This window comes from Staphylothermus marinus F1, assembly GCF_000015945.1.
GTDB classification, from domain to species: domain Archaea; phylum Thermoproteota; class Thermoprotei_A; order Sulfolobales; family Desulfurococcaceae; genus Staphylothermus; species Staphylothermus marinus.
Genome location: NC_009033.1, coordinates 1076579 through 1090852 on the forward strand (window position 1 = coordinate 1076579; position 14274 = coordinate 1090852).

Consider the following 14274-nt stretch of genomic DNA (forward strand, 5'->3'; position numbering starts at 1 on the left):
GTGTATAATAGATGAGCAAAACCTATGCCACTCTAGGAGAATTAAAACCAGGTAATTTCATTATTATAGATGGTGAACCATGTAGAATAGTTGAAATGAGCAAAGCTAAAACAGGAAAACACGGAAGCGCTAAAGCACACGTAGTAGCGATAGGATTATTTACAGGTAACAAGAAAACCCTTGTAGCTCCTGTAGATCAGAGGGTAGAGGTTCCAGTTATTGAGAAGAGAGTTGGACAAATAATAGCTGATATGGGGGACTTATTACAAGTAATGGATATGGAAACATTTGAAACATTTGAAGTTGAAAAGCCTAGTGATGAAAAACTTCGAGAAAAACTAAAGCCTGGAGTAGAAGTAGAATACTGGGTTGTCATGGGTAAGAGAATGATTATAAGAACAAGGTAAACAATGTTTTTCCATATACAAAAAATAATTCCTTGCATTACAAGATATTTGCTGCAAGAAAAAATCGATAAAGCAGATAGTTTATCTAGGCAAATCGCTAACAAAGCCTATGATTTTATACAGAAACATGTGGGTCCAAAAGAAATTCAAGAATACATAGACAAAAATACAGGTGGTCTTGGATATAGAAATAAGCTTGTTGGAGCTGATTGGGAAAGAGTCGTCGCTCTTGGATGCTATATAGCATGGGCGGAAGCAGTTTCTAATAAGGATACTGTTTTAGAAATTGGAACAGGGCTTGGCAGAACAAATTATTGCTTACAATATAGTGGTGCTAAACAGATAATTACTATAGATATTGATCCATATATTGTAGGTATAGCCCTAAATAATAATCCATATGAAGCGTTTCAACACGCGCTAAATAATAGATCAATTACGAAAATCATTCTAGGAGATGCTAATATTTTGACAAATATATTACTTAGAATAGGATATTATTTTACCCACATCGTCCATGATGGAGGACCTAATCCCCGTAAAAATCCACGGATTTTTTCAAACAGTTTTCTTTTCAAGCTACATGTTCTCCTAAGGAAAAATGGTAGAATATCGGTGTTTGCAGGTAAGGATCCAAGAATTGTTAGTAGGATATATAAGTTCTTCAAGGATCTAGGATATGAAACATATACATTTAACCCACCCGGACTAAACATAAAAATTGTGAGAGGAATTAAAAGTTCCTAGTCAAGTTCGGGAATAAATAATGGTTTTTCTGCCAAAGTAATCATAGGTATAGATAATCCTGGTTTTGGATGTTTTGAAAATTCTATTTTCTCGTTATCACTAGTAATTATTATATAGTTTTTATCAATTACTTTTTCAGCATCTTCTTTCTCAAGGGTATAATAATAAAACATTGGTAAACCATATAGTTTATAATAGTCTCTGAACACTCCGAGAACGCCTAAGACTAATTTGTTTCTATACTTAAATTTAAGAATATACATCATAGCTTGAGGACTAGAAATAGTTGCTGCTAATCTTACAAGATCGTTTAGACTATTCAATTTTATAGGTATAACCTTTTCCAGATCCAATTCTCACACCTCTTTTTTTGTGTCGAAATAGTCTACTATATAATGTATAGATAAACATAGTTTCTTGATCAATTTTCTTATTTTCCCTAATAAGATATTGTGTGGGTAGCATTATTAATGCTTGTTCATCGCTTATATACTTGAATAATACGTTGCCTCTTTGATCAAGAATGATTGTTGGGACAATATAGCTTAACTTATTCTCATAATAATATATTCCCCCAACTAATACAATCTTTGACCGGGTCATAAGTGCTAATGATTTGATTATGCTCATATAGTTCTTAACGGGATAATCCGGAGCTATTCCTACGAATAATATGTCTGTTCCAAGATATAGGTTAAGCTTTGCTAGTTCTGGATATAGAATTTCGTCATCTAAAACTATGCTATAGTAGATGTTTCTACATCTAAATTTTTTAATTGTTTTTCCTTTGTTAAAGCCTATAATTTTCTCTCGATCGCTTAGTACTATTTTTCTATACTTTTCGATTGGTTCACCTATTATACCCGGAATCAAGAAAGCTGTTACGTAAATCTTTGAACCAGCTTTTTCTATAGTGCTCATGAGTAAAACATTTACTCCATAATTTTTAGCAATAATGCTTAGACTAGCTAAATACCCACTTGTTAGTGATAATCCATATTTTTTCCGTAGTGTGCTTTTAGAAATATTATTATCAAGTATGGGTCCATATGGTTGCATATATGGTAGTATAAGAGTATCAACATAGTTTTCATGAGCCAACAATAAACTTTTTCTAGCTACATCTAAATTATTTCTTTTATCTCTGATATATACGTTTAAATGACCTATAGCTATATAACTACTTATAACATGTTTGCTTGTCTCTGACTGGAATGGATTTATTATTTTGAAGACTCTATTTGTCCGCAATGTTTACTCCACTTCTGTTCCAATTCTTTGTTCACTACAGGGTTATCTATGATTTTAGTTTTTAGTTCATTAAATATTTCATGAAGAACTTCCTGATAATCTCTAATACCCTCTTCTACTTCTTTCATTTTCTTTTCCAACTCCCTTGTTACTTCTACGCTGACAACATCTTTGTAGTACTTATCCAAGAATTCTTCATATACCATTGTTCCTCTTTTTGTTGGAATTAATGCTTTTACACGCTTAGATACGTTAACGTATTTTCTATCGATTAGTGTCTGTATTATTTTAGCATAGGTGCTCGGTCTACCTATTCCATTGGTCTTCATCCATTTAATGACATCATGATATCTAGCTAAGGGCGGTTTTAATACTTCTACATCCACTACTGGATAAGTCCCTGGTTTAACTTCTTCCTCTACATTAACTGTTTGATAGAATTCTAGGAATCCTTTCTCGATAATACCTATTACTCTTTCAACTTTCTTCTCATATCCGTTCATTCTAATCTTGAGAACTTGTTTCACAATCTTTGCAGGAATCATTTGGCTAGCAATGAATCTATTGAATATTAATTTGTAAACCATGTAGTGTAGTCTAGTTAATGGTCTTGCAAGAATTAATGCCCCCTCGCGAATCAGCTCTGCTAATCTATCAGCATCAATGGGCCTAGTAGGTCTTATTGCCTCGTGAGCACCGCCTACACCCCATGTTCTCGGTTTAAATACTTCCTTTGCTTTTTCACCAAGTTTTTCTTCAAGATACTGTCTTGCAACATTTATTCCAGCATCGCTTATCCTTGTACTATCTGTTCTATGATATGTTATCAGACCTAATTCGAATAGTTCTTGTGCAATCTCCATTGTACGTGTTGTCGATAATCCTAGTCTAATAGATGCTTCTTCTAGTAATGTATCTGTCGTGAACGGTGGAGGAGGATTAATGATCTCCTCTTTTCTATCTTCTTCTCGAACTTCGACTCTATAGCCAATAAGGTTTCTATGTGAGGTAATTCCGATAATTTCTAATACACTTCTATCAATATCTACTCGTAACCTACTATCATTGATCTTTATCGTCAATAAATATCTGAACTTTGACTCATCATTATGTTCTTTGAATCTTCTAATAATATATCCTAGTACAGGAGTTTGAACTCTTCCAGCACTAAGGTTTCTATTCTCTATACAGCAAAACGGCATTTTATCTGTGATTCTCTTCCCTTCCCTTACATATTTATTGAGGAGAGGGTGTAAGACTTTGAAACAGTATATTGGCCAGAAGTATTTCTGTACCTTCTTAGATAATGCGAAACCAAGCCATCGATCCTCTACTCTACGAACAATTTGTGCTTCCACAAGCTTCATATCGAAGTCTCTGGGATTTCTTATCGCATTTAATATAGCTTTTCTAGTAATTTCATGAAATTCCACTCTTTTGATCTCCCTGGCATATGGTTCTAGTAATACTTTAATGTCCCACCCAATCTTTTCTCCTTCAGTATCTGGATCTGTGCCAATAAATACTACATCTACTTCGTTTGCTAGTTCGCGTAGTGTTTCTACTATGTCTAGTTTTCTCGATATATCTCTGCTACCACATTTTGGACATGTATTTGTTTCAGCTGTGAACTGGTATCCGCACTTATTACATCTTTTTATATCTGTATATACTGGGATGAATTTATCACCGACTAGTCTGACGCCGTAATTGTATAGTCCATCGTCAACTACTAGATCATATACGTGGCCTATGCTAGCAATTATTGATAATACATAGTCACCCGTAGTAACGTCGTATACGGGCATACCGTTTTCTAGTATTCTTATAGAGGGTTTTCCGAAGAAATTAGCTATTGTTCTAGCCTTATTAGGAGACTCCACTATGAGTAACGCTGATTTTGTTAGTTCAAGTGTTTTCTCTACTTCAATTCTGCCTTCCAGTATCATTTTGACTTTTCTTCTTTCCTCATTTATTTCTTTCATGAGTTTATCTAAGTCTACTTCGTCTAGTCTCTTCATATCAAATTCTTCAAATAGCCATCTCATCCTTTTAATTAGTCCATTTAATAGTCTCTGATCATCAACTATGACTATGGATAATCCCTTAGTGATCCCTCCGGGATATAATCTAGAAGTTCTACCGCTTGCTTGAATATATGTCGCGACATCTGGGATCAAAATATAAGATTTACCGTCCTCCTGAACTAGAGCTACATCTCCTTTTTGTTTTAGTTTCTCCCAGATCTCTGGTTTGGAAAGTAATTCTCTAGCCATCGATAATGCTTCCATTAACAGAGATAGTAATGGGTACTCTTCAACCTCTTCTCCTTGAAGCTTCTTCATGAAGTCCTCTTTTAATTTCATAAGTGCTCCTTGACTGAGTCGTCTGAGCCTCAACGATATACGGCCAATCAGGATCTCGGCTTTTCTTTTTTCTTCTCCTTCAAGTACATCCCGAAGAATTGTGAATATTCGTAGCACATCGATGGGTGAGGGTGACTCTAATCTTGTACTGAATTTGTGTCTAGGGACACCTGTGAATATGGCATACTTAACTCTGTCCGGCAGATCTAGTCCACGAACCATTACTCCATAATATGTTGCTACACCGACCAGGATATCTATATTGCCAGAAGCGAATTCTTCCAGTAATTTAACCGCTTTTTTCGCGTGAAATGCTTCAGCGTTTATTCCATGTTTCTTTAAAAGCTCAGCTATAGTCTCAGCATACTCGACTCCCTTATCTATTGGAACAAATATTAGTCCTCCATCGCCCAGTTTCTTTGCGAGCCTAATAATTGTTTGTTCAAGCGATTCTTTGGAATAAGTATAAGTATCAACAATGTTCCTGATAGCTTCAGCTCTAGAACCTGCTTCAAAGTTTAGTAATATTCTAAATAGTCTTGGATAAATTCCTCTAGGTTTACCTGTTGCACTTGAAACAATAACAACTGTGTCGATTTTTCTTTTATACTTCTCTATTCTCTTCTCTAATGTTTCTAGTTTTTCTTCTAGTTCTCTTCTTTCTTCTTCTGATAATTTTAATGCTAATCTCTGTCTTAGCTTTAGGTATTCTATAGCTTCATTTATTTCTTGATCGGTAAGCCCTAATATATAGAAAAGTATACGTATAGCTTTTCCACTGCGCAGTATAGCGTCGACATCATCCATGACTATTAATTCGTATTTCTTGTCAAGCAATAACTCATAGTTTTTATGCATAAACATATTAGTTGATAACAATATGTCGAAATTTCCTGATCTAATTTCTTCTAATAATTTCTCTCGTTTCTTCTTAGGAACACGTCCATGTATACTGATAATATTTAAACATGTTTGATCAGAATCTTCTTCTTGGCAAACAGGTATTTTTTCCTGTTCAGCTAGTTTTCTAAGCTTTTTCTCAGCTTGGAGTAATAGAGGCGTAGTGGGAAATACTAAATAGATCTTTTTACGTGAAATCCTATTCTTTTGGATCATGATTTGTTTTTTAGATAAATAAAGCGAACTTATCAATGCAAACATTGTTTTACCCATACCGGTAGGTGCTATGATGCTGAAGGATCTACGTTTTAATAATCGTCTAGCCCATGTTCTTTGTGCACTCCAGAACTTATATCCTCCTGTTGCTTCGCTGAAAAATTTCTCGAATTTTTCTAGTTTTTCCTCAAATTTATATAGGAACTCAAATCTTTTCTTCAACTTATTATTTTTTAGAAGCATTCTATAGTATGTTTCAAGTATTTCCTTGTAGGATTTTTCACCAATGTTTTCTCTGATTCTATAAAATAGTTCTTCCTCAATACACTTATCACATGGTGCTTTATGTATTAATCGTAGGTCACTATCTTCGCCGCCACAATTAGGACACGAATATCTATAATATCCATGAATATGCTTTAATTCCACCATATATACCCAACCATGTTTAAAGTTTTAGAAAATCAAGTAATTATAAATGTATCTTAAAAACGAGAGGTTTTTAAAGTTTTAAAAAAGAATGCTAGGCTCCTTCAATATAAGCTGTTCCACCTTTAATTCTAACGACTTTGTCGTGATGAATAATTATTCCTTTATCTGTTATTTCGAAAGGATGTCTTCTCATACTATGTTTTGTACCTCTCATTTTCCAGACAATAATACTTCTTACAAGTTCACCATTATATTCATCTAGATCAAGCCTTACTATACCATCAGCTGCATGCTCTACACCTGGTCCACCAAATCCGCGCTCGGTAACCGATACTTGCGATACAAGAATAGATGTAGTACCAAGTCCTGATAATACCCTCTTTAATTGCAACACTACGCCTCTTGCAACTGCAGGTTTTGTTAAGTAAAGTGTTGAAACCGAGTCTATAACTACTCTCAAAGCTCCTACATCTCTAATAGCTTGTTTTAAAACATCTATTAACTCGCCAACGTCGGTAGGGTCTCTTACCACATATTTCTCCCTTTTAGCTGCTTCACCTATTCCTCCCGTAAAAGCATCAACAATCGCAAATACTCCTTGTTGCTCATATGGTCTTACATCCCATCCAAACTGTCTCATATTAATTCTTACCTGTACTGGATGTTCTTCTAATGCTACAAATACTCCAGGCTCACCCATTTGAAGACCGTTCCATAAATATTGTGTACCGAAAATTGATTTACCAGTTCCAGGGCCTCCGCTTAATAATACAACGTTTCTTTTTGGAATTCCACCATTAACTATTTCATCGAATCCTGGAATACCTGTTTTTACTCTTTCCACCATAACCTTCACCTCAAATGGAGTTTATTCAAATAATAATATTGTTTATGAATACTAATATCAATTTATGTAGCATTATATAATAGGGAGAAATGTTATATGTTGTTTCCAGAACTATGCCTTTGAGGTGACGGTTATGCCTAGAAATAATAATAGAGAGATAAGACTTAGAGTAGCAGAAGCAAGACAAAGAGATGTTGGGAGAAAGATTGTCAGGATCAGTAGAACAGATATGGCCAGGATAGGAGTTGTTACAGGAGATTTCGTGGAAATCATTGGTCCTCGAGGAAGCATTATTGCGCAGGTTTGGCCGGCTTATCCTGAAGATGAAGGTAAAGACATAATACGTATGGATGGATATTTACGTAGAGCTATTGGAGCTAGTGTTGGAGACATAGTTAGTGTTAAGAAAACAAGTGTTGAGCCGGCAACTAAAGTAGTTCTAGCACCAACAGAACCTATACGTTTCGGTCCAGATTTCGTTGAATATGTTCGTCAATTCTTAATTAGAAAACCACTTAGCAGAGGTGAGGAAATAGAAATCCCGATATTTGGTATGAGCCTAAAATTTGTCGTTATAGCAACACAGCCTGGATACAGAGTATATGTGACTGATGAAACAGAGATACAGATACGTAGCGAACCTGTTAAGGAGGAAGTTATTGAAAGAGCTAGGATGATACCTAAAGTAACTTGGGAAGACATAGGTGATCTTGAGGAAGCTAAGCAAAAGATAAGGGAAATAGTTGAATTACCATTAAAACATCCCGAACTATTCAAACATTTAGGTATAGAGCCTCCAAAGGGTATCTTACTGTATGGTCCACCAGGTACTGGTAAGACATTATTAGCTAAAGCCTTAGCTAACGAGATTGGAGCATACTTTACAGCGATAAATGGTCCTGAGATAATGAGTAAGTTCTATGGTGAATCAGAGCAGAGGCTTAGAGAAATATTTGAAGAAGCTGAGAGAAACGCTCCAGCAATAATATTCATAGATGAAATAGACAGTATTGCTCCTAAGAGGGAAGAAGTTACTGGCGAAGTGGAAAAAAGAGTTGTAGCACAACTTCTAGCATTAATGGATGGTTTGAAAGAACGTGGAAAAGTAATAGTGATTGGAGCAACTAATAGACCTGACGCATTAGACCCAGCACTCCGTAGACCCGGAAGATTTGATAGAGAAATAGAGATTCCACCACCAGATAAGCGTGCTAGAAGAGAAATACTTGCTGTTCACACACGTAACATGCCCTTAGAGGAAGATGTTGATCTAGATAAGATTGCTGAAATGACTCATGGATATACAGGAGCAGATTTAGCTGCACTAGTTAAAGAAGCAGCAATGGCTGCACTAAGAAGATTCATTAAAGAAGGCAAAATAGATCTAACACAACCTATTCCAGCAGAGAAACTAAGAGATCTGAAAGTTAAAATGTCTGACTTCCTTGAAGCAATGAAATATGTGCAACCAACACTTATCAGGGAAATATATGTTGAAGTCCCAGAGGTTAGATGGAGCGATATTGGAGGCCTTGAAGATGTGAAGCAACAGTTAAGAGAAGCTGTTGAGTGGCCTATGAAGCATCCCGAAGTATTTGAACAAATGGGTATTGAGCCGCCTAAGGGAATACTATTGTTTGGACCGCCAGGTACTGGTAAGACATTATTAGCTAAAGCTGTTGCCACTGAGAGTGGTGCAAACTTCATAGCAGTAAGAGGACCAGAAATACTAAGCAAATGGGTAGGAGAATCAGAAAAAGCAATTAGACAAATATTTAGGAGAGCAAGACAAGTTGCTCCCGCCGTTGTGTTCTTTGATGAAATAGATTCGATCGCGCCTGCCCGTGGTTATAGGCATGATACAAGTGGAGTCACAGATCGTATTGTGAATCAATTATTAACAGAGCTTGATGGAATAGAGCCTCTTAGAAAAGTAGTAGTTATAGCTGCAACTAATAGACCAGACATTCTCGATCCAGCACTGCTTAGACCGGGAAGATTTGATAGATTAATATATGTGCCACCACCAGACTTTAAAGCGAGAATAGAAATATTCAAAGTACACACGAAGAAAATGCCTCTGGCACCCGATGTAGACTTAGAAGAACTAGCTAGAAGAACTGAAGGCTATACTGGGGCAGATATAGCTGCGGTTTGTAGAGAAGCAGCAATACTTGCTTTAAGAGAGGAATTCAAAGTAAGACCTGTTGAAATGAAGCACTTCTTAGAAGCATTGAAACACGTACCTCCAAGCCTGACAAGAACTGATATGGAAAGATATGAGAGAATGGCTAAAGAACTCAAGAGAATGGGCGGACTACCATATAGGGTCTAGAGAGCTTAGGTGAAATAATTATTGCGGATAGAAAGCGGTGAAGACTATACTATACCATATTCTTTTCAACGATTCCTTAGACTATATGGTAAGGTAATAAAAGATATTGTTAAGGGAAGATTCAGAACATTAATGGTCATATCAGGTAGTGACCCCGTTTTCATGGGTTTACTAGCTGCAAAAGCTATACAATACTATGAGAGACAAAGACATCGTTATGATAAGAAAAAGTATTCTGGACTATATGTTTATCACGACGAGTTTGACGATGCAGTTCTATTGAAAGAAGTATTTAATAGAAATCTCAATATTAAATATACTGAGTTTCAATACGCAGTCTATGAGCGTAGTGAACGATATCTAGGATCAACATTTTCATTCCTAATCATGGACTTAACTAAAGATCTTAAACCTAATGATCTTGGTCGATTAGTTGGTATAGTAGAGGGTGGCGGATTAATTATTCTACTAACTCCTCCATGGGATCAATGGGATACCTATATGACTATATTTAAACGAAACATAACTGTTCCACAATTTCCAGAGCCAAGACACATATTTATAAAATGGGTTAAATCCAAGCTTTTGAAACATGATTCTATAGGCATATATGATGCAGATAACAAACGTATTATCAAGAAAATAGAGTTAAAAAGAGAAATCAAATCATCCGAGGAGAAAATACAGATACCTCAAAACACTCTTTTCCCTAGACGCGTCTATGAATTTGCATTAACACGTGATCAAGTCGAAGTAATTAAGTTGATGGAGCAACTATATGAGAAACCACGTAAGGGCAAGAAAAAAGTCATAGTTATAACAGCTGATCGTGGCAGAGGAAAATCATGTGCTGTAGGAATTGGTTCTGTAGGATTAATACATGTTCTGAGAAAGGTAAAACCAAAACCTAGAATACTGGTAACAGCTCCTAGTCCAAGTAATGTTCAGTCCTTAATGATGCTTGCTAGAAAAGTATTAGATGCACTAGGCTATAAATACGAAGTTATCAAGAGAGAAGGTAACGTGATTGAGCTTAGAGGCGAAAAATTCAGTATTGAATATTGGGAACCAATCAATATTCCTAGAATTAGAGGAGATATTGTAATAGTTGATGAGGCCGCTGGAATACATGTTCCAATGCTCCATAAAATATGGATGAGTCATAATCGATTAGTTTTTTCAACTACTATACATGGATACGAAGGAGCAGGTAGAGGATTCTCTGTTAGGTTTCTCACTAAAATACGGAATGATAAAAACACACAGCTAATCGAGTATGAAATGACAGAACCTATACGTTACTCTATCAACGATCCAATAGAGGAATGGCAGTTTAAAACCCTTCTACTAGATGCTGAACCAGCAGAATTAACAAGTGAGGACGTAAAGGATATTGAAGAAAAGAACCTTATCTATGTAGAATACGATCCTCGTTACTTGTTTAGTGAAAAAGGAGAAGAGGAGTTAAGACAGTTATTTGGAATATATGTATTAGCACATTATCGGAACGAACCCGACGATCTTGGTATGATTGCTGATGCACCACATCATATCGTAAGAGCAGTAAAGACACGTAGCGGGAAAATAGTATGTGCTTTACAAATAGCTTATGAAGGCAGAATAGATAAGGATACAGCTAGTGAATTATTAAAGGGTGGTAGAATACCCGGTAATATAATTCCTGATAGATTCCTGAAGCATCTTAGATATAAGGGATTTGCAGAACTATTTGGATGGCGTATTGTGAGGATAGCGACACATCCACAAGTTCAAGGAAGAGGTATTGGTAGTTGGGCATTAAGTAAATTGTCTGAAGAAGCTATTAGTAAGGGGTTAGACTGGGTTGCAGCAGGTTTTGGAGTAAACTATGAATTATTAAGATTCTGGCTTAAAAACGGCTTCTACCCATTACATATAAGCCCAGATAGAAACCCTGTTAGCGGGGAATATACATTACTCGTCATAAAACCGCTGAATAAAAAAACCGAGGAATACGTGTTAAAGGCAAATAAGGAATTCAGGCTTAAACTCCTAGATTCACTTCCAATCGTTTATAGAGACATGGAGATAAGCGTTGCTATGCAATTGCTCGACTATGGTGATTCACTAATTAGCGAAGTTCCAAACAATATATTCTCGCCTGTTCAAATAGATCGTTTATGGATTTACTGTATGGGCCCAATGACGTTTGAAGCAGCAGCTGATATCATGCACAAACTAGCTAAGTTGCACTGGTTATTATCCAAGGATAAAAGAGTTGAGCTATCAAGAATAAAAGAAGCTATATTGATTGGAAAAGCTCTTCAAGGAAAGACTTGGGAAGAGTTAAAAAGTGAGCTTAGATTACATTTGAAAGAACTTCACAAATTTGCACGGGATATAGCGTGTAAATATTTTAGAGCTTTAACGAGAAAAGATCCCGAAATACATGAACCAGGAGTTGAGAAATTAGATTATGATTTAAAGATTATTTTCTAAATCAGACCCCTCTAAATCTCCACTCATTAGTTCGGTCTCTTTTTTCAACTCGGCTGATAACATTTTTGCTAAAACACTAAATGGTAGAGATATTTCGCCTCGACTGATATTATAAGGTCCTAAAACAACTAATCCCTTTTCATTCACTATATCTATCAGAAAAACTCGCTTATCATGATCTGTTTGCCTCATTTTCTCGACTACTAGAAATCGTTTAAGTTCTCCTCCGAGAACGGATTTTCTAAATCTAATGATTCCATCTGCTACGTGTTCAACACCGAAACCGAAACCTAGACTTGTTGTGACAGCATATTGACTTGTTAAGAGAATAGTCATGTTCCATCTAGCAAGTCTTCTTTTAACAATGTAGCTATACTTTCTAGCCATTGCTGGTTTATCCAGCCAGAATGCACTCATGGAATCAATTACTAGTCTAGCATGGCCATAACCAAGATATTTCTTGGCCTCTATAATCTTAGATAATAGCTCTTCTATATCTAACTCTCTAAGACTCCAGGGATCACCTCTTTCCTCCATTAAAGCATCAATTATAACTAGATTTCCTTCATCAAGGTATTTTCTGAGATCAATGTTGAACATAGCGGCTTGTCTAATAATACTTTCACGGCTCTCTTCAGTTGTTACATATATCCCCTTATCACCCATTTCTAAGCCTTTACCAATGAAATGTATGCAGAACACAGTTTTCCCTGTTCCAGGCTCCCCGACAACTGCTACAACAAAACCTCGCGGAATACCTCCGCGTAAAATCTCATCTAGCCCTTTAACACCTGTGGGAATTCTCTCAATACTTAGTTGACTCAAATATTCTCCCCGAGATTATTCTTTTATTAAGGGCTTAATATAGTGTATATTTAGCTTATAATCTGGGAAAATTTTTCGAATAATATTCTTAATAAGCTCTAATACTGGTTCAGCATATTCGATATTAGACATGTATATTCTGAGAACAACTTCTTTATATCCTGGATAAAGATGTATTCCTGCAATCATTTTACCATTATATAACAGCCTATAGCTATAGGAGTGCCTACTAGCAAAGATATTGTTTTCTCTTAGTTTAAAAACTAGTTCGTCAAGCTTTCTTGGATTCACCCATCTCGTATACATTTTTATTTATCACCTGTTTCTTCAAAGATTTAATAAAATCGTTAAAACCATTATTATAATGGAGATGCTGAGGCTCGAAAGGGCTGAAAACATTATGATGAGCCCGCGCAGGCCTGATCCGCTTATATGGTGATTTTAATTGAATAATAGAATTATAGTTGGAATATCTGGTGCCAGCGGAATCAGATACGCCCTTAAATTACTAGATATGTGTTCGCTTATGAAAAGAAAATATAGTGAAGTAGATGTTATAGTAACAGATAACGCTAAGCTAGTGGCTAGGGTAGAGGAAGGAATTGATGATATAATTGATTATTTAAGAAAAAATAATTGTGTAGAGAAGATTTATGGAGAAAAAGATTGGTTTTCACCATTATCAAGTAGTAGCAACTTAGCCCATTCAGATATGGTGATAATTCCTGCTTCGATGAATACTGTAGCTAAACTAGCTGCTAGTATTCAGGACAACTTGTTGCTGAGAACGGCTGCTTCAATAATGAGGTTACACAGAAAATTAATTATTGTTTTCCGGGAAACTCCTTTATCAACTATGGATCTGAGGAACTTATACATGTTATCTATGGGTGGAGCAGTAATTTTACCAGCTAGCCCTGCATTTTATTCGAAGCCCCAAACAATAGATGATATAATATTGTTTATTGTTGGAAAAGTATTTGATTCCCTAGGAATTCCTCATGACTTATACTGTCGATGGATGTCGTGCTAGAGGAAATCTTCTACATCGTAGTCCTCGATCTCTTTCATTTCGCGGAAGAGTTCTTCATCCGTTGTTGATCGTGATCTTTTCTCTAAAGCCTTAGCACATCTACCGTCAGGTAATTGTGCATTGATTCTGCAACCTGAAAATTTGCACTCTGCACCAATACATTCGCTACCGGTTAGTCTGCAGAAAGCTACCTTTCTGATCTTACCTCTATAGGATTTTGTCACTATTACTAATGCTTTCCTTGTACATACAAAGAATGGACATAATGGATTGCACTTGTCACCTATAGGCATCGGATAAGCTCTTCTTTGTACAGGTCTACTTCTATCATGCTTGAAAGGTCGGTATGGTCCTCGGCTAGGATAGGATTTATTAAATGGACGCTTATTCAAGGGTTAATCAGCTCCACATCGTTTCCATTAGTTTTTTCTATTTTC

At 36.0% G+C, this 14274-nt stretch carries 12 protein-coding genes; 5 read left to right on the plus strand and 7 right to left on the minus strand.

Annotated elements, in window-relative coordinates; all coding sequences use genetic code 11:
* Positions 1-11 precede the first annotated feature (11 nt).
* Both SMAR_RS05795 and SMAR_RS05800 read left to right on the plus strand, forming a co-directional pair.
* Positions 12-407, plus strand: a complete 396-nt coding sequence (locus tag SMAR_RS05795) for a translation initiation factor IF-5A (RefSeq protein WP_011839404.1) — start codon at positions 12-14, stop codon at positions 405-407.
* Between the two features lie 48 nt (positions 408-455).
* Positions 456-1154, plus strand: coding sequence for a 50S ribosomal protein L11 methyltransferase (locus SMAR_RS05800; protein ID WP_169696942.1), 699 nt, complete (start codon positions 456-458; stop codon positions 1152-1154).
* Here the strand turns inward: SMAR_RS05800 and SMAR_RS05805 are convergent.
* The 4 genes from SMAR_RS05805 to SMAR_RS05820 form a co-directional block, all read right to left on the minus strand.
* Positions 1151-1507, minus strand: a complete 357-nt coding sequence (locus SMAR_RS05805) for a hypothetical protein (RefSeq protein ID WP_011839406.1) — start codon at positions 1505-1507, stop codon at positions 1151-1153. The two genes, SMAR_RS05800 and SMAR_RS05805, sit on opposite strands and share 4 nt — an antisense overlap.
* Positions 1470-2405, minus strand: a complete 936-nt coding sequence (locus SMAR_RS05810) for a carbon-nitrogen hydrolase family protein (protein ID WP_011839407.1) — start codon at positions 2403-2405, stop codon at positions 1470-1472. The genes SMAR_RS05805 and SMAR_RS05810 overlap by 38 nt, the downstream gene beginning before the upstream one ends.
* On the minus strand, positions 2378-6319 hold the full coding sequence (gene rgy / locus SMAR_RS05815; protein ID WP_011839408.1) for a reverse gyrase: 3942 nt from the start codon (positions 6317-6319) through the stop codon (positions 2378-2380). Before rgy ends, SMAR_RS05810 begins: the two co-directional genes overlap by 28 nt.
* A gap of 91 nt (positions 6320-6410) precedes the next feature.
* Positions 6411-7166, minus strand: coding sequence for a KaiC domain-containing protein (locus tag SMAR_RS05820; RefSeq protein ID WP_011839409.1), 756 nt, complete (start codon positions 7164-7166; stop codon positions 6411-6413).
* Between the two features lie 133 nt (positions 7167-7299).
* Here SMAR_RS05820 and SMAR_RS05825 point away from each other — a divergent pair, with 133 nt between their 5' ends.
* Together SMAR_RS05825 and SMAR_RS05830 are read left to right on the plus strand one after the other, a co-directional pair.
* A complete protein-coding gene (locus tag SMAR_RS05825) occupies positions 7300-9501 on the plus strand; it encodes a CDC48 family AAA ATPase (RefSeq protein WP_011839410.1) in 2202 nt (733 codons plus the stop codon).
* 21 nt (positions 9502-9522) lie between these two features.
* Positions 9523-11979, plus strand: a complete 2457-nt coding sequence (locus SMAR_RS05830; protein ID WP_011839411.1) for a tRNA(Met) cytidine acetyltransferase TmcA — start codon at positions 9523-9525, stop codon at positions 11977-11979.
* Here the strand turns inward: SMAR_RS05830 and SMAR_RS05835 are convergent.
* Positions 11962-12804 (minus strand): KaiC domain-containing protein, encoded by an 843-nt coding sequence (locus SMAR_RS05835; RefSeq protein WP_011839412.1) that lies wholly within the window; start codon positions 12802-12804, stop codon positions 11962-11964. The two genes, SMAR_RS05830 and SMAR_RS05835, sit on opposite strands and share 18 nt — an antisense overlap.
* Positions 12805-12819: 15 nt before the next feature.
* Positions 12820-13110: a hypothetical protein gene (locus SMAR_RS05840; RefSeq protein WP_011839413.1), complete on the minus strand. Its 291-nt coding sequence runs from the start codon at positions 13108-13110 to the stop codon at positions 12820-12822.
* A 139-nt stretch (positions 13111-13249) separates the two neighbouring features.
* On the opposite strand from SMAR_RS05840, the gene SMAR_RS05845 reads away from it, so the two are divergent.
* A complete protein-coding gene (locus SMAR_RS05845; protein WP_011839414.1) occupies positions 13250-13837 on the plus strand; it encodes a UbiX family flavin prenyltransferase in 588 nt (195 codons plus the stop codon).
* Here SMAR_RS05845 and SMAR_RS05850 read toward each other — a convergent pair.
* Positions 13834-14229 (minus strand): hypothetical protein, encoded by a 396-nt coding sequence (locus tag SMAR_RS05850; RefSeq protein ID WP_011839415.1) that lies wholly within the window; start codon positions 14227-14229, stop codon positions 13834-13836. The genes SMAR_RS05845 and SMAR_RS05850 overlap by 4 nt on opposite strands.
* Positions 14230-14274 lie beyond the last annotated feature (45 nt).

What these genes read in the sequence shown, in the direction of transcription:
- SMAR_RS05795 (WP_011839404.1), top strand. Translation starts at nt 12, where the DNA reads ATGAGCAAAACCTATGCCACTCTAGGAGAATTAAAACCAGGTAATTTC.
- rgy (WP_011839408.1), bottom strand. Translation starts at nt 6,319, where the DNA reads ATGGTGGAATTAAAGCATATTCATGGATATTATAGATATTCGTGTCCT.
- SMAR_RS05820 (WP_011839409.1), bottom strand. Translation starts at nt 7,166, where the DNA reads ATGGTGGAAAGAGTAAAAACAGGTATTCCAGGATTCGATGAAATAGTT.
- SMAR_RS05825 (WP_011839410.1), top strand. Translation starts at nt 7,300, where the DNA reads ATGCCTAGAAATAATAATAGAGAGATAAGACTTAGAGTAGCAGAAGCA.
- SMAR_RS05840 (WP_011839413.1), bottom strand. Translation starts at nt 13,110, where the DNA reads ATGTATACGAGATGGGTGAATCCAAGAAAGCTTGACGAACTAGTTTTT.